This window comes from Butyrivibrio sp. DSM 10294 (assembly GCF_028539135.1).
In the GTDB taxonomy this organism is placed as follows: Bacteria; Bacillota; Clostridia; order Lachnospirales; family Lachnospiraceae; genus Butyrivibrio.
In genome coordinates this window covers 1-20,868 of the sequence record NZ_JANSWL010000039.1, presented here as the reverse complement: position 1 = coordinate 20,868, position 20,868 = coordinate 1, and the positions used below count along the sequence as shown (strand labels likewise).

The window sequence follows — 20,868 nt, the reverse complement described above, 5'->3', positions numbered from 1 at the left end:
ATAAATGTTATAGCCACCGACATTCCTTACTCCCCTAAAGCCGGCAAATACACCACCACCGTTAAGGTCTTCGACAACGACGGTAAACTTCTCAAAGCCGGCACAGACTACGAGAAGAAACTTGTATACCAAAAAGAAGGAGAGACACTTGATTCCAAATCCCACCCGTCAGCAGGCGATGTGATAACAGTCCTGGTAACAGGAAGAGGCGGCTACAGCGATGATATAGTAGAAGCCACTTATACCATTCTTCCTGCGGGAACCGTTAACGACATTTCCAAGGCGACCATCAAGATCAAGGATCAGAGCTATAACAAGGGAAATCCTATTTGCATTACCTCACAGGATCAGCTGCTTCAGGCGACCATCGGTAAGGGTAAAACACCGCTGAAGCTTAGTACTGACGGAGGTGAGACCGGAGACCTCATGGTTGTCCCCGGTAGCTATGTGGCAAACAAGTACAAAGGAACTGCGCAGGTTACTTTCATGGGAATCGGAAATTACAGCGGAACCAAGACAGTGAAGTTCAAGATCGGCACCAGATCCATTCTGGACATATGGTTTGGATGGGCCAGGAAGAATTAAATCATTAGAGTATAAAAAACAGCGTCGGAAGTGTATGGAAGCCTCCGGCGCTGTTTATTATTTGCATGATGCTTATGAATTTGCGAAAGTTATATAGTTTCCTTCATGCTTCTTACTCTCGTTCATGGCCTTGTCTGCGGTGTGATAGAGAACTGAGAAGGCATCCTTATCATTTTCACCAAACAGAACGGCCCCGATACTGAGTCTGATCTTCCAGTCATTTATGCCCTCGAAGGATACTATGTCTACATTGTTAAAGAGTCTGTTGATGGCGATGTAGCCAAGGTCTTCGCTGTCGACGCCTGCGACGAAGACTACGAACGCGTCTCCGCCAAGCCTGAATAATACGTCTGTTTCGCGGAAGGTATCCTTGAGTACATTGGCGAGGGTGATGATGACCTCATCGCCTTTGTCGTGGCCGTAGGTTTCGTTGACGTATTTGAAGTGATCTGCGTCAATTACCAGCAACATACCTTTTTTGCCGTCAAGAAGAAGCTCTGAGATAACATTTTCTCCGCCGCTTCGGTTAAGAGTATGTGTAAGAGAGTCAGTTTCGGCGAGAGCCTTGAACTGCTCTTGTCTTTTCTTGTCTTCGTCTATGGGCTCTGTAGCCCAGATGATCTGCTGGGCGACGCCATTTGAATCTTTTTCGGCAACTATAAAATGAAGACGTGTCCATTTACCATCGTTGTCAACGTATTCATAGGATATGTTAGATAGACCTCCAATGCGCTCCCGTATTGTATCCATGCTGATAAACTGAGCAAGGGATTCTCTGAAGGGCTTGGCGGCAAGGCGCGCTGCGAGAACCCTTTCTTTGCTGGGGACGATGGTTCTCTGCCCCTTAAAAACCTGCTCGTCAATCTCGCCCGGGTTAATAGGGATGACTAAGTTTTGGCTAAGATCGATCAAGGCAAGGGAAGAATATATATCCATAATGGCATTTGATACAAGGCCATAGGTCTCTGCTTTTGTGTGCTTTTTCGAAAGAATTGCAGGTAAAGCGCATAGAAATGCCAGTAACGCAATAATTAGAATAATTATGGCAATGTCAAATGGCGAATAAATCATGCTTTGCATCATTTCTCCGGAGTCATACGAGACGTCTTAGCGATGAAATGTAAACTGTATACCATTATGATTATACTATGTTTAATGGGATTCGCTCAAATTAAAGCTTTATAAATAACTGAGGGGTACGAGTTGATGTTTTTTATGGTATATTAGAGGTTAAGTTTACATAAGTTTGGGAGGTTAAGTGTTTTGAAAAAAGAAAGAGGGTCTTTTTCGGGTAAAATAGGATTTGTACTGTCGGCGGCAGGAGCATCCGTGGGACTGGGAAATATCTGGAGGTTCCCATATCTGTGCGCCAAGTACGGCGGAGGAATCTTCCTGCTGGTATATATTCTGCTGGCGCTGACCTTTGGCTATACCATGATCGTGGCTGAGACCGCCATCGGCAGATATACGAAAAAAAGTCCCGTCGGAGCTTTTCATGCTCTGGGGAGCAACAAACTCATGGGCTTCGGAGGCTGGATAAATGCCATAATTCCGATTCTGATCGTGCCTTATTATTCGGTTATCGGCGGATGGGTTACCAAGTATCTGTTTGAATATATCAGAAGCGATGCGGAGTATGTGGCCACTGACGATTTCTTCGTGAATTTCATCACCGACGGAACTGCTTCCGAGATATGGTTCATCATATTTACAGCACTGGTTCTTGGGGTTATCTTCATGGGAGTTGAGCGCGGAATCGAGAGATTTTCCAAGTTTGTTATGCCCGTGCTGGTGGTGCTGGCTCTTGGAGTCTGCGTCTATTCCGTAACAAGACCGGGAGCGCTGAAGGGCGTGAAATACCTGTTCATTCCTGATTTTGCACATTTTTCCATTATGACGGTGGTAACGGCCATGGGCCAGATGTTCTATTCCCTGTCAATTGCCATGGGAATTCTGATTACTTTCGGATCCTATGTCAAAAAAGAAGTCAGCATTCATGAGTCCACAAGACAGGTGGAGTTTTTTGATACAGCAATCGCTGTTATGGCCAGCCTTATGATCATTCCAGCGGTGTTCTCTTTTTACGGAGGAGATCAGAGCAAGTTAAAGGCAGGACCATCCTTGATGTTTATTACTATGCCTAAGATTTTTGCAAGTCTGGGATTTGGTAAGATTATCGGAATCATGTTCTTTGCGCTAGTGCTGTTTGCAGCGGTGACAAGTGCCATCGCCCTTACTGAGAGCGCAGTTTCCACCTTCTCAGATGAGTTCGGATGGAGCAGAAGACGCGGCGTCGTGATAATGGCACTGGTTATGATCGTTCTGGGAAGTCTCTCTTCACTGGGTAACGGCCCTCTGGCTGATGTCACCATTATGAAGATGCAGATCCTTGATTTCTTTGACTTTTTGACCAACTCCATCATGATGCCCATTGCGGCGCTGATGACCTGCATTCTTGTTACCAAGCATATGGGAATCGATGTCATCACCAAAGAGGTGGAGCAGGATGGTCATCCTTTCAGAAGAAAGAAGATCTTTTCCGTGATGATCACGGTGCTGTGTCCTATATTTGTAGTGGTTATCCTGGTGAGCGCTGTATTAAATGTATTAGGAATAATACAGATGTAACGGAGTAACAACAGGACCCATTAGTCAGTCATTGACAACGGTGCTGATAACAGCACTGTTTGCGGAATCAATAACATATTCATATTCAACGAAGCCTACTCGGAATTCCACCGTGTAGGCTTCTTTTCCGTTTACGAAGACCTTTTTGGCATAGGTATAGAGGGTGTCTTCCTCATCGTAGCCTGCGTCTTTAAGAGCTATGCAGGTGGCCTGGTCTTTGCTTGCGCAGGGAGAGGGTGCTGCCAGAGTTGTCATGGATGCGGTGGATAATGTGAATATGATCATTGCTGCTGCGAATACTTTTTTCATAGTGTATTCTCCTTTTTTCTTTGATTGATGTTATTATGTTAGCATTTGATTCATCACAGAAATATCACAGTATATTTTGCCTTTTTCGGCATTTAAGAGTAGCGTTTATCGCTCTAGAATAATAGAAAAATACGTCAGATTGACAGAGAGATATATGGTATGAAAAAGAAAATAATAACGATAGCGGCAGTTGTGGCGGCAGCAGCTGTTTTCGGGGGAATATGTTTTTTTAACTGGAAGAGCGCAAAGGATTTGCCCAAGGAAAGAGCCGAAACGGTGGAATTGAAAACAGATGAGAATCCGGCGCAAAATTCCGGTGATGACAAGGACAAGAGTGATAAGAAAGCCGGAAAGGGAAGCCTTTTTAAGAAAAAAGAAACCGCTGAGGTGCCGACTTTTTCTGATAAATACTACGTTGCTTCATATTACGGCGGCAGCAGTTGGGGAATATGGTATGACTGCTTCAGCCTTAAGGTAATCGTCAGCTCAGACAAAGAGCTGCTTGTATATGCGCCTTCTGACGGAGAACATAACTATATTTATATGACATCTTTACCTCTAAGCGATGCTCAGTACAACGGGATTACCCGCGGAATTGACAGGAATAAGCTCTATACGCTGGACCCGGAGTTGGAAAAGGATGTCTGTGATGGCTATTCCGACTTCCTTATCTTATATGATGAGAACGACTACGAGCTGAAGGCCTGCGGCGGATACATGCCCACCAACAAGGATTTCAATAAGATGCTCAGCAATCTGTTTAACAATGTTCCGAAGGATGAGCTTGCCAAGCTGTGGGATATGTGGCGTGAAGAGCTGATAGCGAGGGAAGAGTCGGTTAGGTACAAAACGGATTATCAGACAAGAGACTATTTTTGCCTTGATTGTCACAGACAGATCATCGATACTTTTGAGGAGTATGTGATCCTTGATGAAAATGAGTATCCAAAGGCTAAGGAAATAAACAAACTGATCAAGAAGGACATGATCTCGGAGAGGCCTGATGATATTTACGACAACTCGAAGGATGAGTGCGGCACCAACGATGGCGACAATGCTACATATTATTACTCAAAGGTAAAAAACGTATGCCTTATAGATGACCACATCCTGGCTATAACTGTCAGCGCAGAGACGGACATTCATACAGCTCCCCATCCATGGCTCTCCGAGAAGCAGTTTCTCTATGACATGAATACAGGTGAGAGACTGGATCTTCAGGAGTATCTTGGCAAGGATGAGGAGGCTTTCAAGAAGCTTGTGGCCGATGCCACTTATGATTTCTATACTAAGAATCCGGATGCGCAGCATGGTTTTTATGGGTGCAGCGAAGAAGATATTCATGAAAAAGCTTATGAGTACGCAGGGTATGATACGACCAAGCTTTTCCTGTATCCGACACATATGGAGCTGATCTATATTGATGATGGCATGGTGCCACATGGACATGGTGAGTATGTAATATATATTCCTTATGGCGAAATTGGGGTCTGACCCCAATTCACAGTTTAGACACAAATAGAAAAAAATGAAATGCAGATAAAATCAAGGCTTGAGGCTTGTCGAGAAAAAAATTGGGGTCAGACCCCAATTTCATAGGTTAATGTTAATTATACAAATTTACCGAAAACGTTTCCGAAAAATGGATGAGTTTCAACAATTGACGCAGAAACCCCAGTAAAATTATAATTTTATTATAAATGTTAATCGGTTTATCACATTGTAACTATCAACAGGCAGTGCAAACTGCCAATTCTTTAAAGGAAAGCAAGGAGGAAGTATGAGAAGGGGTAAACTATGGGGCAGAGTGGTATCTGCGGCAGGCCTTGGCTTGTCTGTTTTTTTGAGTTCTTTCGGAAACGTTTCCGGAGCCTATGCGGCTGAGCCGGAGGATGAAGTAATTCTTCTGGAAACCGTAGAGGAGACGGAGGAAGATACCGTAGATGATGCGGTAGAAGCTGATGTGGCCTCAGAAGATGAGGCAGAAGAAGCAATTCTCCAGGACTTCGGTGCAGACGAGGATGCGGATGATGTGGAGCTTCTTGAGGAATATGAGGTCGAGCCTGCAACTGCGGCTGTGGCAGAGCAGGGAACCTATGCCGTTGCACCAAGGGATAAGAGAGAGGCTGACAACAGTCTCATAACAAGAGACAGTGTACATGACGGTGCTATACTTCATGCTTTTTGCTGGAGTTTCAACACCATTGCAGAGAACATGGCGGATATTGCGGATGCAGGTTATACTGCGGTTCAGACTTCGCCTATAAATGAATGTCTTGCCACCAATCCGGGCATGAATCTTCACGGCCCCGACGGAATGTGGTGGTATCATTATCAGCCCACCGACTGGGTTATCGGTAACTATCAGCTGGGAAGTAGGGATGAGTTCAAGCACATGTGCGATGTGGCTGATGAGTATGGTATCGCAGTCATCGTTGATATTTTGCCAAACCATACAACACCTACCTACAGCCAGATTGCTGATGCTTTGTACGAGGCAGCAGGTGGAAGCGATGCTCTTTACCATACAACAGGTAAGACAGCGGGTGGTTACACCGACAGACTGGAGCTCACTTACTATGAGATGGGCGGCCTTCCGGATGTGGATACCGAGAATGCAGGCTTCCAACAGTATTTCTACGAGTTCCTTAAGGACTGCGTATATCTGGGAGCTGACGGTTTCAGAATCGATACGGCCAAGCATATTGCGCTGCCTGACGATCCGGTTCCTTCAGATTATGCATCAGATCCCGGCAGAAACAATTTTTACCCAAATATGAGAGCGGCAATTGATGAGTACTCTGCTGAGGTCGGAACCAAGAGCTACGATGAGCTGTTTGTATACGGCGAGGTTCTGCAGGGAACCAATGACAGACTGGCAGCTTACCAGCAGTATATTGGCGGAACAACGGCCAGCAACTACGGTGCAAGCATCAGATCTGCTCTGACAAGCACCAATTTGTCTGTTAACAGGATTCTGGATTATCAGATCTACGACGATACAGCTTATGGCAGCACATACAAAGCAGATGCAGAGCGCCTTGTGACCTGGGTTGAGTCCCATGATACTTATATGAATGACGGCGACAGCTGCTGGAAGTCTATTTACGACAGAGATGTCATCCTTGGCTGGTCCATCATCGGCGCAAGGAAGGCCGGAACACCTCTTTTCTTCAGTAGGCCCAATAATTCTTCGCCTGAGAGCCCATATGGTGACAACCTTATCGGCGAGGCTGGAAGCGATATCTACAAGGCTCCTGAGGTCAAGGCTGTTAACAAGTTCCGCAGGGAAATGGGAGATGTAAACGAGTATCTGTCTAATCCCGGCGGCAACAACAAGGTCCTTATGATCGAGAGAAAGGGCGATGCTGTTGAAGGCGCGGTTATCGTTAATGCAGGTAGTGAGAAGACGGCTGTAAATTGCAAGACGCAGCTGACTGACGGTATCTATCGTGATCAGGTTGAGGGCAGCAGTGCTATTTTCCTGGTAAAAGACGGTGTGATTTCCGGAACTGTAGCTGCCAGAGGCGTTGTTGTTCTTACCGATAGAGTGGATGGAACCGGCAAGGTGGTTTCTTTCTACAATGCAGATAACTGGTCACAGGTTAAAGCAAGAGTAGATGGCGGAGAGGCGCTTGATACCGAGGATGAGGGCGATGGCTGGTTTAGTGTTACCGTTTTGGCAGAGGAGTTTGGCATACGTTTCGAGAATGAAGACGGAACCCTGGTTTCACCTGAGTATGTGATTACTGAGGACAGCGGAACTTTTGCAACACCCAGGTCATCGGAGCTGTTTTATTCGAAAAAAGAGGCTGAGGAGTCACTGGGAATCCACAGCTACAGCGTATATTTCTTTAATACAGAAGGCTGGAGTGCGGTCAATGCCTATGGCTGGCTCGATGGCGGTGAGCAGATTTTTGGCGGATGGCCGGGGGAGCCTGCGGTTAATGAGGGAGAAGGCTGGTGGAGAGCTGATATCAAGTCGGATAAAGTTCTTGATGCCTTCAATGTGATTTTTAATAACGGAAACGGCGTTCAGACAGTAGATATTACAAATATTTCTGCAGGCGGAAAAGAGATCTTTTTTGCAGTAGATGCGGAGAATAGCGGCAGCCAGTTATCGGTGCTCAGGTTCACGGACAAGGAGTCGGCGGAGAAGGCTCTGGGAGTGTCCGGAGAGTATACAACTGCTTACTTCTATGACACTGAGGGCTGGGGCGAAGTAAGCTGCTACATTTGGGGCGCTGCAAGCTTTGGCGATTGGCCAGGACAGGCCGTTAGTAAGGATGAGGACGGATGGTACAAGGTTGTAGTTCCTGCGGGAGCCTGCGATGATCTGAACATCATCTTCAACAACGGCGGCAATGGCAAGCAGACACCGGATATGAAGCTGTCTGATATGAAGTATCGTTTCTTCATGCACGATGGCATAACCTATCGTAAGTTTGGCTCCAAGAAGGAGGCCATGGAAGCTATTTCGGGACAGGAAGAGGTGACCTACAAGACGGTTTACTTCTACAACGAGAAGGCCGACGACAGTGCATGGCAGGATGTTTTCCTCTATGTTTACGGTGGAAATAACGGCGAGTACAACCACCTTGTGGGGCAGTGGCCCGGGAAAAAGATGGTGAGAGAAGAGGGTAGTAACTGGTATAGCGCCGAGGTTCCGGAGAAGCCGCTTAATACAGGCACTCTGACATATATTTTTAACAACGGAAACGGAACGCAGCTGGGCGACAACAGAAATATTACGGCGGAGAAGTGCTATTTTACCATGAGCAGTACTGACAGCTTTGAGAGCAAAGAGACTGTATACGAATTCCTGGGCTATAACCCCGAGGAGCCGGAAGTGCCTGAGATTCCCGAACCTGTCGGAAAATTTGTGACAAAGTGGGGAACAGTCAGCTATGTTCAGGAAGATGGAACCAAGGTAACCGGATTTGCAAGAATCGATGGATACATCTACTACTTCAAGGCCAACGGATCTATGGTAAGGTCCGACTATGTAACTGTTGATGACAAGATCTACTACCTTGATGCCAGCGGTCACAGAGTAACCGGATTCTACACCAAATGGGGCAAGACCTATTACTATGATGCTAACGGCGTGCAGGTAAGAGACTCTCTGATCGAAGTCGATGGTGACACTTACTATATCAATGTCAGAGGCGGCAGGGTTACAAGCTCCTTCGTCGATTTCGAGGACGGAAGACGTTTCTTTGACTCCCAGGGCAAAATGGTCCGCGGCCGCACCATCACTCGCTGGTGCAAGAAATACACCTTCGACGACAACGGAATACTCATCGGCTAAACTTTGCCTAACTAAAGTGACAGGCACTTCACTATGTTGAAGTGCCTGTCACTTTATCATAATGCAGTGCCTGTCACCTTATTGAATCCCGGAAAATTCTTTCTAACAATCGAGATCGCCGCCAAAGCCCCGAAGGAAGCCAGCGCCTTCTCAAGATTGTCTCCGGCGGGTGCCCCGCCTGCTATATTTTTGTTTCCGTTCTTTTCACAGATATTTGTACCCATTTTTCTATACCTTCTTTCACACAAGAATTCGTTTTTGTTTACAAATTTATACTATCACCTCTTCTATCACACTTTTGTCACACAAAAAATTGGGGTCTGCCCCCAATTGGGAATTTAATTCTCTTTTTGTAGAATCGCCCGAAATCTGCTATGATGTCTCCACTTTATTACAAACTGTTGGGAGAAATATGGACTGACAAGATTGGGAAAATCGGCTGCAATCATTGCCCTTACTGCGATTCTTACTGCAGGAAGTGCTATGAGCTGCGCAGCCACTGCGTTTGCAGAAGAAGTCTGTAACGCCACCTGGACCTATGATTCCAAGCACCGTCACAGAGATCGGAGACTATGCTTTTTACAAGATAAGGACTGGCAAAGACTTAAAAAAGCCTGTTATTCCGGACTCTGTCACTACTCTTGGCAAGCATTGTTTTGAAAAAAGTGAGATTTATAGTCCGATAGTATTGGGAGATGGGATCACATAAAAACCTTACAGGTAATGTTGAGCTCCCTGGAGTTTATAAACTGGGAGATTGAGCTTTTAGATCCACTTACATAGACTCTTTTACTCTGGGAAAATATGTATATTTCTATTATTGCCATTTTGCCTCCTGCTTTGGCAATGCGTATTCAAAAGTGACCTTCAGGGGAGCGCAGTGGGAGAAGAAGATCAGCGAGAACACCTGGAAGAACCTTAAGTTTATTCCGTCCGGTGAAGTATATACGGAATACGATGAGGAAGAATGGGGTGATGTGACACCGGATATTCGTGAGGCCTGTCATAAAGGTGAGCCTTGAAGGCGGCGACTTCACCCTGAAGGAGGGCCGTGACTATACTCTTACCTATGAGAATAAGAAGAGCGCCTTCAAGGTCCCCGGCGAATATAAAATAACCGTCAACGGTAAGGGCAATTACCGGGGAACTTTGCCGGAAGCGTAAAAGGAACGTTCATAATTAAATAATGAAATTACGGCTGCGCCGTAGTGAAATTCATTTGCTTTAATTTGCCTATTCCACACTATAATGCCTCAGTAGTTTGGCATAGAATTAATCTGAGGTCTGACCTCAATCTAGATTATATGAAGAATTGGAGATTACTATGAAAAAACCAATTGCAGGTATTATGGCAGTAATGATGCTGACCGGCTGCGCATTAAATGCCCCCAAAGAAGAACCGATAATTATGGAACCCACCGAAGAGGCAACATCAGCAATTACTCAGGTGGAAATATCAACAGATGAGGCGAAGGAGAACATCACAACTGAGGAAGAGGCCGCCGTAGCTACCACTGCCGAGGAACCCAAAAACGGCATGACCACCACCTTTCGTGACACCCCCGATCTGACTGCCTTCCCCACCTTCGACGCCTTCTTAAAGGACGAAGCAAAGGCCCATTTTGCCGACTCTGCAGATTACCGCATCAAGGATCTTGAGGATGCCTTCGACCTGACCGCCGATTACACCCTTCAAGAGCTCATTGAAGCCTTTGAAGGTTCATCCTTTGCTCTTGATGGCACCAATGATGCCCATGTAGATGCTCGTCTTCTGGACTGCGGCAAGGACGGAGCTAATGAGCTGGCGGTGGATGTGGCTTTTACAGAATCCAAGTTTGATGACCATGCGATAGAGTTCATCTTGAAGGACACCGCCGATGGCCTTACGATTGGATATTTCAAAGAGAACATGTTTAGAAATGAAGAGGCTGTAAGCTCCGATGGAGCAGTTTCTCCCGCCGGTGCAGCATCCCATGACATTTGGGGTGGCGATTACGGATATCTGGACGCTGAGCTTAGATGGCATTATCTTTACACCGAATACTATTATCTGGAGATCAGCGGCTATGCGCATAGCATGGAATCTGTGGGTATCAACCTGGACGTATCCGGCGCTGAATGGAAGGGGATTCAGGCCACCAAATATGCCTTTGAGGAGGACCCGGCTGACAGGACCTGGTACACAATCTATACTCTCTGCGACGACAAGGGTGCTCACAAGGATCTTTCTATTTACGACGAGGGAAGCTATTACAAAAACGCTTTTGACGCCGCTGGAATCGCAACCTATTCACCTTATGAGATAAAAGAACTGATGGTGAAAAACATTCTCAGAGGAAATAAGTCTCCCATCACTCTCGAGGATGTTACATTCTCCTATAACGGAAACACCTTTGGACCCTCTACCAATTGGAAAGAAATTGTGGATGCCCTTGGCTACCCTGAGCGCTATGAGGAAAGCAACTACGGTTTTGTTTCAGCTGAAGCCGGCTATAGATGGAATTTATGCTATCCTGAGGCCATGGCTTCCGATTATGGATTTGAAGCGGTTCTTGTCAACGATGATATGAAAAGAGAAGGCCCGGCAACCTATATCGATTTTTACCTATTGAACACCACCCCAACCGCCAGAGGAATCCAGGTGGGAGACAGTATTGTTCTGCTAAAAGAAAAATACGGTGAGCCTGACAGCATAGAACCTTTTTATAATACCCCTGACTGGTGCTATGTGACCTACGACGGAGGCACCGCTAAACTCAGATTCGCAATTAACAATTACAATGAAATTTTCAGCATAACAATAGATTGGTGATGAAATTGGGGTCTGACCCCAATTCACAGTTTAGACACAATTAGAAAAAACTGAAGTGCAGATATAATCAAGGTTTGAGGCTTGCCATGAAGTAAATTGGGGTCAGACCCCAATTTTTTCAACACGGAAAAGTAGATGTGGATGATCGGGAAATGGTACAATGGTAGTGGAGGGTGAGCCTATGATTAAGACTGTGATCATTCAGGATATGGACCACCTGTACGACCTTCTTAATGAGCAGGAATACAGGAATGACCTAAAAAGAAACAGGAATCTCTTTGTGTACCGGGGGCAGCCGGACGCGGAGTTTGAGCTGACCACGAGCCTATCGAGGAATTGCAAGGACAAGAAAAAGGAGCTGGAGCCCTGCATGCTGCGGAACTTCACCAAGTACGCGGTGCTGGAGGAGCCGTCGATTGAGAATTCAGTGTGGCGGCAGATGATCTTCGGGCAGCACCATGGACTGCCAACAAGGCTCCTGGACTGGTCATTTTCGCCGCTGATCGCGCTTCATTTCTCCTGTACCGAGAACGATATGGAAGATATGGAAAAAAGAGACAGCGTCGTGTGGCGCACGGACATCCACGAACTTCATGACCTCCTTCCGGAGAAATACCGGAAAATCGCGAAGAAGTACAACACCACCGTCTTCTCCGTGGACATGCTCTCGGAAGCCTGCGACAGCCTTGACACCTACGACCGTGACATGGGCTCCTCCTCAATGCTCATGATTGAGCCGCCGTCGGTTGACGTCAGGATCGTCAACCAATACTCGTTCTTCTCCGTCATCCCCAATGACATGGCAGACATTCAGGGCTTCCTTGACAGATGCACGGACAAGACAGTCAAATATGTGATAAAAAAAGAAATCCGCTGGCAGATACGTGATATGCTTGACCACCAGAATGTCTCAGAACGCATTGTTTACCCGGGCCTTGACGGCCTGTCAAAATGGCTGGGAAGACATTATTACGTAAGATAACACCCCTAAGATCACATCATCCGAGACTGTGATTCTTCTGTGATACTTGCTTTGATAAGATGCATTATATCGAATACAAAGAGAGGGAAAAAACATGAAGAACACAGTAAGAAAAATAACAAAAACAATGCTCAAAATAACAACAGCCCTGGCAATCACAGGAACCGCCATGGCTGATGTAAAACTCTGTACATTGATCTGACATACAGATCACTTAAATTCTGCAGAATAATAAGGAATAATAAGACTTTCTCCCGCCAGAATGTTACAATTCTCCGGGAGATTGTTTATGCATGAAACCTCCGCCACATAGGAAGCAATATCGCTGTAGTGGTCGTAGGAAATATTCTCAGCCGCGATATCCCAGAGCGTGTCGCCGCTGTGAACCGTGATCTGCTTGTAATATTTAAACTCAGGAGCATACTCATCGCTCTGAGCATCAAGTATTAGTGTAGACAGTAAAAAAGAAAACACGAAAACCACTACTGCAGCTGCCAGCGCCAAAGCAAGTTTCTGTCTGCGAATAATTCTCTCACGTCGAAGCTTGTTTTTATAAATGCGGATCTCGCTCTTAGATAAAAATCTGGGATCATCATACATCTTTGCTGCGGCCAAAAGTGCTTTACTCATATCGCGTACTCCTCTCATTTGAAATCACTTGGAATCATCCGAAATCATTACCTCATTCTTACATCCTAATAATCCCAAATAAGGAGTACAATAAAAACGCCACCTCGCAAACCCGCACCAAAACTGGGCTCACGGGCTAATTATAACTCTTTTACCACCTAGGCCATATGCTGGAAATAGCACATATCCGTCAGCAGATCAGCGATGGCAATGTGCTCTTTTGGAAACCAATCGGTCTCTTCCTTGATTTCACCTTCCGAAAAGAATATGGCTTTGTTCGTTGATTCATACAGTGACGTTGGCATAATATCCTTGAAAGCCTGTCTGTAGATATATCTCTTTTGACAATTGTTTATGTACAGATGCCTTGGAATGGACACCGCATAATTAATAACGTCTTTATCCGGGAACGGAAAAACATATCTTGCTCCGGAATAAGGACCAAAAAGCGCAGTAACAAACGTGCGGATAAAAGTCGCGCCTGTTGCTATATATTTGATCTGTATCTCTTAGTTTGGATGTGATGTAGCCGCAAGTCTTGGTAAAAAGATACTCTGGATTGATATTTCCCGGAACTGCCGGGAGGTTAATCAGCTCGCAACCAAACATTACAGTAACGCAATGAATCGCTAAAGCAACCGCTGCACAAACCGCTACAACCCGCATAAAACAAAGGAAACTGCAATTCCCTTCATCCCCTTGCCATATTTCAGAAAACGTTTCAGAAAATTTGTACAAAAAAACCCCGATTTTATCGGCGGTTTTGGCATTTTCAGACAAGTCCCCGTAAGTTACAATGAAAATAGCTATAGGGGGTGATGCCTATGACGAAGAAAAGTATTCTGGGTCTTATTTTATCGGGACTTTTAATAATGTGTGTTGGATGCAGCGGTGCTCCGGCGGGAAATGGCAGTTCAGATGACTGCGCTACGGGACAGGATCTCAAGCCTGTAATTTACCTTTATCCCGAGGAAGATAACACTGCTGTTTCAGTGCGTTTGGATTACAACGGAGATCTTACCGAGCTCATACCTGAGTTCAATGCAGAGAATGTTTGGAACTGCACCGCCAATAAGAACGGCAAGATAACCTTCGAGGGCAAAGACTACGATTACCTCTTCTGGGAGGGAGCTCCAAAGTGGGAATATGATTTCTACTCAGGCTTCTGCATCAGAGGGGCTGATACAGAGGCGTTCCTCAAGGAAGCACTTCCTCAGCTGGGACTTAACGAGTCCGAGGCCAAAGAGTTCATGGAGTTCTGGGTTCCGCAGATGCAGGGCAACGCTTATAACATGATAAGCTTCCAGGGCAGAACCTATAACAAGAACGCCAAGCTTACCGTAACTCCCGAGCCTGATTCCATCATCCGTGTATTCATGGCCTGGTATCCTACAGAGAGGTTCATCAAGATCAACCCTCAGTACTTAAGCGCACCTGAGCGCAAGGGCTTTACCGTAGTAGAATGGGGCGGCAACAAAGTTAAATAACCCAATATCAGTTTTTTCTTGCAACAAACATAATCATGTTCTAAAATGTAATGCGTGATATCAGACCTTCATCCGATATCACGCTACTTTTTTGTCAGTGTAACCCAGCGGTTATCCCATTAACTACGCCTTATCATCCAGACCGGGATTGTAGGCCGACATTACAGTAGCAGCTATTTTACAAATATTGGTTAAAGGAATGCATGACGCCTTTGTCAATTCCTATTCCTTTGGCTATAAATGAGCAGCCATCATTTCAAAATATGCATAAGGAGCGATTGCAGTGCTCAGCACTATGAGCGACGTTGTATATTTTGAAATGGTGACTGCGGATTAAATTCATCAATAGAAATGGAGTAACAAATTATGATGCAGTCACGTACACATACCTGTGGTGAGCTGCGCATGGCAAATGTCGGCGAGAGTGTTAAGCTTGTTGGCTGGCTTGAGAACATGCGTGAAGTAGGATCCAACCTCGGCTTCGTAGTCCTTCGTGATTTCTACGGCACAACACAGATCGTTCTTGAAACAGAAGAGATGGTCAAGACAGCCAAGGCCATCACCAAGGAATCCACAATCTCCGTTAAGGGCGTTGTAAGAGAGCGTAGCTCCAAGAACCCCAAGCAGGAGACCGGTGATATTGAGGTTGTTCCCGAGTCCATCGAGATCCTCGGAAGATGCCGTTACAACGAGCTTCCCTTTGAGATCAACCACTCAAGAGAGGCTGACGAGACAGCACGTCTTAAATATCGTTATCTTGACCTTCGTAATCCCGAGGTTAAAAAGAATATTATCCTTAGATGCAACGTAATCGCAGCCCTTCGTCAGTCAATGACAGAGCACGGATTCATGGAGATCACAACTCCCATCCTTACCGCTTCTTCACCTGAGGGCGCAAGAGATTACCTTGTACCTGCAAGAAAGCACCCCGGCAAGTTCTATGCTCTGCCCCAGGCTCCTCAGCAGTTCAAGCAGCTTCTTATGACAGCAGGCTTTGACCGCTACTTCCAGATCGCACCCTGCTTCAGAGATGAGGACGCTAGAGGCGACAGAAGCCCCGGAGAGTTCTATCAGCTTGATATGGAGATGGCTTTCGCTACTCAGGAGGACGTTTTTGCAGTATGTGAGGATGTACTTCCTCCCGTATTTGAGAAGTATGGTACCTATGACCGCGCTTCCAAGTCTCCTTTTACCAGAATTCCTTATCTTGAGGCTATGGAAAAATACGGTTCAGACAAGCCCGACCTTAGAATCGACCTTACTGTTACAGATGTAACTGAGGCTCTTAAGGACTGCGGCTTCGGACCTTTCGCTACTAAGGCTGAGGACGGCACAGATACCAACGTAAGAATCAAGGCAGTTGTTGTTTCCGACTTCAAGGAGAGCCGCAAGTTCATCGACAAGACCATCGGCGATGTAGAGGTTCAGTCCGGAAACAAGGCATACTGGTTCAGAATGGATGAGAACGGCGAGCTGGTTGGAGGAATCTCCAAGTTCGTTGCACCTATAAAAGACGCAGTGGTTTCAGCTCTTTCACTTAAGAGCGGCGACCTGGTTGTTCTTTCTGCCGGTAAGCTTACAGCAGCTCAGAAGACAGCCGGCGTTATCGTTAAGACCTTCGGCGCAGCAGTTCCCGGTCACATGGACAAAGAAAAGTACGAGTTCTGCTGGATCGTTGATTTCCCTATGTACGAGATCGGCGAGGAGTCCGGCGAGCTTGAGTTCTGCCACAATCCTTTCTCAATGCCTTCAGGCGGTCTTGAGACCCTTCTTAAGGCTGAAAGAGGCGAGATCGATCCTCTTTCCATCACAGCAGATCAGTACGATCTTGTTGTAAACGGAATCGAGCTTTCCTCAGGAGCTGTTCGTAACCATGATCCCGAGATCATGATCAAGGCCTTCGAGATGGTAAGACTTGGTGAAGAGGACGTTAAGGCCAAGTTCCCTGCCATGTACAACGCATTCTGCTACGGAGCACCTCCGCACGCAGGAATCGCACCCGGCGTAGACCGTATGGTAATGCTCCTTGCAGGAGAGGACACAATCAGAGAGATTATTCCTTTCCCTATGAACAAGAACGCGCAGGACATCATGATGGGTGCTCCCGGATACGTAACAGACAAGCAGCTTGAGGAGCTCCACATCAAGACTACTGCTGATGAAGAGAATGAATAATTAGGATACATGCTTTATGGTAAGTTGCCGCTATCGCATTATGCGATAGCGGTTTTTTATGATATAGGTGTCAAAAAAATCCCCGGAAAATGTCATTCATCCCATTTCAAGTGTCATTCGTCGGAAAATCAACTATTCTCAGAGTTGCCATGTTATAATGCATCATAAAATCAAGGAGAGAGCCTATTGGGGATTAGTTAAGAAATATGGAAACAGACTAATAGTAGGAGGAGAAGGACAGAGTGAGCAATTTTATGATTAAACCCGGCTCGGTCAAGGGGGCAGCATCAATACTTGGAAATGCAGCATCTGAGGTGATGGGCATCTCTAACGAGATGGGAAATGTTGTTGAAGAACTTAGAAGAATAAGTAGCAGCTATGACATTGTTGCAGATAATCTTGCTGTGTTGGCACAAACGGCCAGGACTTCATCACAAAAAATTGGAAATCTGGAAACGGCGCTGGTTGCAATATGCAATGCGTATACCAATACTGAAGACAGCATAGTTGGAAATATTACGGGCCGCAATTCGGGCTATGGAACTAATTCGGCTGCACAAGCTGCAAATGGCACCACAGGACAGGTTAATACTCAGGGAAAACAGCTTCTTGACAGTACGTCGGATGCAGATAAAGATAAGCTTATTGCGGATTTTGAGAAGAATAATCCTTATCTTGCTAAAAACCTGGATGATTTTCTAAAGACAGGAAAGAATAATAAACTAACTGCAGATGATATCAGAAATATCAAGTATTTGGTTTATTCTGCTCCGGAACCTTATAGAACAGCGTACCTGCGGAATATATGGAGATTTGATATAGCTAATGGTGACAAGGACGGCGAAGCATACTATACCCCCGGCCGAATATTTGGACGGAATGTTACTTTGGACTATCCTGACAGTTTTGCAGATGATCCGAGAGGACCTTATACGACATTTTTCCATGAGTGCGGTCACGGTATAGATGATACCGGAGATATGTCTATGCCATGGGGCTATGATACCCAAACATTCACAGCTTACAGCTCAGCGATGGGAGAAGATGTTACTGTCAAAGAGGCTATTCTGTATGATGTGTATGAGAATCCCAATAATCCCCATAGTATTACAAGCATGGCTAACTCTATAATAAAATCCGGTGGTGCTGGATCTAATGGGGATATAAATGCAGTTATTGGTGCATTTCAAAATGGAAGACCTGATATGCTTAGCCAGGAAAACAGAGATCTGTATGATGCTATTGTTCTTGAACAAAGCTTAAATCATAATAATAGTGCGGTTGAGATGGAGTCAGTATCGGATGTTTATGGCGGAGTAACAGGCAACGTTTTTCGCAATAATTATGGTCATAGCGATGATTATTGGAAGAATACTCAGAATCCCGGAAGAGAACTATGGGCTGAGTTTTATGCCTATAATATGGCGCGCGACGATCAGGCCCTTGCCAACCTGAAGGAGTATTTCCCGGAGTCATACAAGATATTGGAGGAATATGCAAATAGTTACCAACCATAAAGGAGCAAATATGCAATGAAAAAGGTGATTGTTGTTATTTGTTTATTATTTTCTTTTGCTACTATGATAGGATGCGGAGATAATAACAGAGTTGATGGAGGAAATAAAATGATCGAGTTTGATGTTAATTCCCTTGATGATAAGGAATATCTAATAAAGGTATATGGTTTTACGGAAGAGGAACTAGAGAATATTGACCTGGAGCTTTTTGCCAAAGTTGGACGTTTTAGGGAAGAGGCCAGATCTTCAGAAGATCTGCACAGAGTCCTGGATAATTTCAGAGATAAGCTCACAAACGAAGACTACCCGGAGGAAATGATCCTTCTCACCGCAGGAGGGAGCAATAAAATTAACCAGGGAACTAAAGTTGTCAAAATTGGATTTTACCTTAATTCTGGCACATATGTTCAGAAAACGGTATTTGACGTTGCAACTGGAAAATATTACGTTAATGACAATGTGGGTCATGAGTTTACCGATGATCTTGCTGATATAACCGATCAATACGAAGTATATAAGTGGAAGAGCAATACTACCGGAAAAAAATCTGAGACCACAGGCAACTACGAATGGAAGCTGGTATTTAAAGGCGAAGATGGAACAAACTACGTTTACACCGGCAATTCCCCTGATGGTTCGCATTTTCCGGATACATATGAGGATCTTGCAGCTAAACTTATTGAGATAAGCAAAAGCTAATAGCATATGTCCTATTACAGACTTGGACAAAGGAGACCAGCTATGAAAAGACAGTTGATTTGTCTTAACTTTTTACTGACATTTATATTATTGGTTGGATGTAGCAATACAGGAAATGGAAAAATAGAAGAAATAAGCCCGGAACATACCGAAGCAAATAAGGAGCAGGAATATATTCAGTATCTGGTTGAACATTATGATTTCAAAAAAGAAGACTTTGACGAGATGGACGTAGTTGCCTTTGTTGAAGCGTACGATCTGGTCGCTGATGATTGTACCTCAGAGGAGGCCCATGAAATATATGAGGGCTCTGCGGACATGTACAGATATACGGAAATGGACAGGTTATATGGCTTCATTGACAAAGATACGGACTATGCTGTGAAAAAAGATGACAAGATCGTGCGAATTGGAGTTTATCTTAATGAAGGAGTTTTCGCACAAAAAAAGGTATTTGATCTGACTCAGAAGGCATATTACACCGATGATACCAATTCTGTTGCTCTATCAGCAGAAGCTATTGAGAAACTAAGTACAATTGTATCGAGATATGAAGTTGATGCTTGGGAAAAAACACCTGAATTTACAGGGACAGATACTGATTCGACCGCAAACTATGCATGGCGTATTGTCTTTGTTACGGAGGATGGCAGGAACTGCTCTTACTATGGAGGATTGGGGTATAATGACCCGAAACATTCAGCAGAAGTGATTGAAGAGCTTATGAAGCTTATTTGATAGAGCGCACCAAAGCACGAGGGACTATTGAGATCAGCGAAGGATAATCATGATTTTTGATAATTATATAAAAAATAATCGCATACAAGCTGATGATGACCTGCTGAATATCCATGAAGCATTAGATCTAATTAGTAAAGATGCCGGTGATCTTTTAGCGGAAGAAGCACTCATAACTCCTTATTACATCGATGGCCGAAAAAAATACGAACTATACCAATATGAGTTTTGCCTTTCTGGAGAAAGCTTTCAAGAGTTTCTCGAACGAAAAACGGGCAAAAAAGCTGAACTTGTCGATAAGGATATTATTATACTAAGGGCAATGTGTTTTGCTAATTTGCATGACGGAATGGAAGTAGTATCAAAGAATATCAAGAATTATTTTGAATACTTGCTTTCTAATCCTGAAATTCAAGAGGAGATATCCGGAATATTTGGTTCCTATGATGAAGAAAAAATGTTCATGGAAATATATTGAGATCAGCTAAGGATAAGTATGAACAAGAAAAAGATGATACCGGCAGCCGCTGCTATTGAGGCAAAACTCGCCCCATCCCCAAAAGGCGAAGAAGTCTTCGATGAGATTATTTCACTTGACGGAGCAAGATATAGGGATGTCGATTGGATAAGGCCTTTATTAGACTATCAGGAGAAAACCTACGTCAAGGAAAATGGTAAGATCATACGGGCCAAGTACAGCTATGACCCACAGGAATACGGAACCTATAACTCCTCAGGAACACTGTACTACGATGGGCAGGAACGCCCTTTTTACAAGAATTATTATGTAACCAGTGGATCAAGATATACATTCTACCAATATGAACTACCCTCACCGACTCTGCGTCGGAAAAGGTTTCTGTTACGCCGCTTCGCGGCATGAACCTGCAGGCTGCTCTACGCAGCATGCAGAACAGGGCATGTCCACTATGCCCCTATCCCATTGGGTTACCTTTGGGAATACTTTTCTTAAGATATTTGCAGCCCCGTTTATG

22 protein-coding genes are annotated in these 20,868 nt (G+C 44.9%); 16 read left to right on the top strand and 6 right to left on the bottom strand.

From position 1 onward, the window contains the following. Positions 1-180: 180 nt before the first annotated feature. Complete coding sequence (locus NXH67_RS02345) at positions 181-585, top strand: hypothetical protein (protein ID WP_272796236.1); 405 nt, start codon at positions 181-183, stop codon at positions 583-585. Positions 586-657: 72 nt separating this feature from the next. Here the strand turns inward: NXH67_RS02345 and NXH67_RS02340 are convergent, their stop codons facing one another. After that, on the bottom strand, positions 658-1,656 hold the full coding sequence (locus NXH67_RS02340) for a sensor domain-containing diguanylate cyclase (protein ID WP_272796235.1): 999 nt from the start codon (positions 1,654-1,656) through the stop codon (positions 658-660). A 192-nt stretch (positions 1,657-1,848) separates the two neighbouring features. On the opposite strand from NXH67_RS02340, the gene NXH67_RS02335 reads away from it, so the two are divergent. Continuing rightward, complete coding sequence (locus NXH67_RS02335) at positions 1,849-3,213, top strand: sodium-dependent transporter (RefSeq protein ID WP_272796234.1); 1,365 nt, start codon at positions 1,849-1,851, stop codon at positions 3,211-3,213. 24 nt (positions 3,214-3,237) lie between these two features. On the opposite strand, the gene NXH67_RS02330 is transcribed toward NXH67_RS02335, so the two are convergent. Beyond that, on the bottom strand, positions 3,238-3,522 hold the full coding sequence (locus NXH67_RS02330) for a hypothetical protein (protein ID WP_272796233.1): 285 nt from the start codon (positions 3,520-3,522) through the stop codon (positions 3,238-3,240). 159 nt (positions 3,523-3,681) lie between these two features. On the opposite strand from NXH67_RS02330, the gene NXH67_RS02325 reads away from it, so the two are divergent. Beyond that, positions 3,682-5,016, top strand: coding sequence for a hypothetical protein (locus NXH67_RS02325; protein ID WP_272796232.1), 1,335 nt, complete (start codon positions 3,682-3,684; stop codon positions 5,014-5,016). A gap of 286 nt (positions 5,017-5,302) precedes the next feature. Beyond that, positions 5,303-8,833, top strand: a complete 3,531-nt coding sequence (locus tag NXH67_RS02320; protein WP_272796231.1) for a starch-binding protein — start codon at positions 5,303-5,305, stop codon at positions 8,831-8,833. Positions 8,834-8,889: 56 nt separating this feature from the next. Here the strand turns inward: NXH67_RS02320 and NXH67_RS02315 are convergent, their stop codons facing one another. Beyond that, positions 8,890-9,057, bottom strand: a complete 168-nt coding sequence (locus NXH67_RS02315) for a hypothetical protein (RefSeq protein WP_022777933.1) — start codon at positions 9,055-9,057, stop codon at positions 8,890-8,892. A gap of 314 nt (positions 9,058-9,371) precedes the next feature. Here NXH67_RS02315 and NXH67_RS18420 point away from each other — a divergent pair, with 314 nt between their 5' ends. Then, entirely contained in the window at positions 9,372-9,542 is a 171-nt protein-coding gene (locus NXH67_RS18420; RefSeq protein ID WP_272796230.1) for a leucine-rich repeat protein, read from the top strand. On the opposite strand, the gene NXH67_RS02305 is transcribed toward NXH67_RS18420, so the two are convergent. Beyond that, the gene (locus tag NXH67_RS02305) at positions 9,535-9,660 is read right to left on the bottom strand and encodes a hypothetical protein (protein ID WP_022777931.1); all 126 of its coding nucleotides are present in this window, start codon (positions 9,658-9,660) and stop codon (positions 9,535-9,537) included. The genes NXH67_RS18420 and NXH67_RS02305 overlap by 8 nt on opposite strands. Before the next feature lie 33 nt (positions 9,661-9,693). On the opposite strand from NXH67_RS02305, the gene NXH67_RS02300 reads away from it, so the two are divergent. The 4 genes from NXH67_RS02300 to NXH67_RS02285 all read left to right on the top strand — a co-directional run bounded on the left by NXH67_RS02300 (position 9,694) and on the right by NXH67_RS02285 (position 12,627). Further along, a complete protein-coding gene (locus NXH67_RS02300) occupies positions 9,694-9,855 on the top strand; it encodes a hypothetical protein (protein ID WP_022777930.1) in 162 nt (53 codons plus the stop codon). Further along, positions 9,827-9,997 carry a hypothetical protein gene (locus NXH67_RS02295; RefSeq protein ID WP_196804954.1) on the top strand — a complete coding sequence of 57 codons (171 nt, stop codon included), beginning with the start codon at positions 9,827-9,829 and terminating at the stop codon, positions 9,995-9,997. Before NXH67_RS02300 ends, NXH67_RS02295 begins: the two co-directional genes overlap by 29 nt. Before the next feature lie 160 nt (positions 9,998-10,157). Next, positions 10,158-11,645, top strand: coding sequence for a hypothetical protein (locus NXH67_RS02290; protein WP_022777928.1), 1,488 nt, complete (start codon positions 10,158-10,160; stop codon positions 11,643-11,645). 181 nt (positions 11,646-11,826) lie between these two features. Further along, positions 11,827-12,627 carry an FRG domain-containing protein gene (locus tag NXH67_RS02285; RefSeq protein ID WP_022777927.1) on the top strand — a complete coding sequence of 267 codons (801 nt, stop codon included), beginning with the start codon at positions 11,827-11,829 and terminating at the stop codon, positions 12,625-12,627. A gap of 210 nt (positions 12,628-12,837) precedes the next feature. On the opposite strand, the gene NXH67_RS02280 is transcribed toward NXH67_RS02285, so the two are convergent. Both NXH67_RS02280 and NXH67_RS02275 read right to left on the bottom strand, forming a co-directional pair. Then, positions 12,838-13,257: a LysM peptidoglycan-binding domain-containing protein gene (locus NXH67_RS02280; protein WP_022777925.1), complete on the bottom strand. Its 420-nt coding sequence runs from the start codon at positions 13,255-13,257 to the stop codon at positions 12,838-12,840. Positions 13,258-13,415: 158 nt separating this feature from the next. Then, positions 13,416-13,727 (bottom strand): asparagine synthase-related protein, encoded by a 312-nt coding sequence (locus NXH67_RS02275; RefSeq protein WP_272796296.1) that lies wholly within the window; start codon positions 13,725-13,727, stop codon positions 13,416-13,418. A 354-nt stretch (positions 13,728-14,081) separates the two neighbouring features. Between NXH67_RS02275 and NXH67_RS02270 the strand changes: the two genes are divergently transcribed. The 7 genes from NXH67_RS02270 (at position 14,082) to NXH67_RS02240 (ending at position 20,756) form a co-directional block, all read left to right on the top strand. Next, complete coding sequence (locus NXH67_RS02270; protein ID WP_022777923.1) at positions 14,082-14,744, top strand: hypothetical protein; 663 nt, start codon at positions 14,082-14,084, stop codon at positions 14,742-14,744. A 366-nt stretch (positions 14,745-15,110) separates the two neighbouring features. Beyond that, positions 15,111-16,919, top strand: a complete 1,809-nt coding sequence (aspS, locus tag NXH67_RS02265) for an aspartate--tRNA ligase (protein ID WP_272796228.1) — start codon at positions 15,111-15,113, stop codon at positions 16,917-16,919. A 242-nt stretch (positions 16,920-17,161) separates the two neighbouring features. Further along, positions 17,162-18,436, top strand: a complete 1,275-nt coding sequence (locus NXH67_RS02260) for a hypothetical protein (RefSeq protein WP_272796227.1) — start codon at positions 17,162-17,164, stop codon at positions 18,434-18,436. Positions 18,437-18,451: 15 nt separating this feature from the next. Beyond that, the gene (locus NXH67_RS02255) at positions 18,452-19,135 is read left to right on the top strand and encodes a hypothetical protein (RefSeq protein ID WP_272796226.1); all 684 of its coding nucleotides are present in this window, start codon (positions 18,452-18,454) and stop codon (positions 19,133-19,135) included. A 42-nt stretch (positions 19,136-19,177) separates the two neighbouring features. Continuing rightward, positions 19,178-19,873, top strand: a complete 696-nt coding sequence (locus NXH67_RS02250; RefSeq protein ID WP_272796225.1) for a hypothetical protein — start codon at positions 19,178-19,180, stop codon at positions 19,871-19,873. 49 nt (positions 19,874-19,922) lie between these two features. Further along, the gene (locus NXH67_RS02245) at positions 19,923-20,351 is read left to right on the top strand and encodes a hypothetical protein (RefSeq protein ID WP_272796224.1); all 429 of its coding nucleotides are present in this window, start codon (positions 19,923-19,925) and stop codon (positions 20,349-20,351) included. An 18-nt stretch (positions 20,352-20,369) separates the two neighbouring features. Beyond that, complete coding sequence (locus NXH67_RS02240; protein WP_272796223.1) at positions 20,370-20,756, top strand: hypothetical protein; 387 nt, start codon at positions 20,370-20,372, stop codon at positions 20,754-20,756. Positions 20,757-20,868 lie beyond the last annotated feature (112 nt).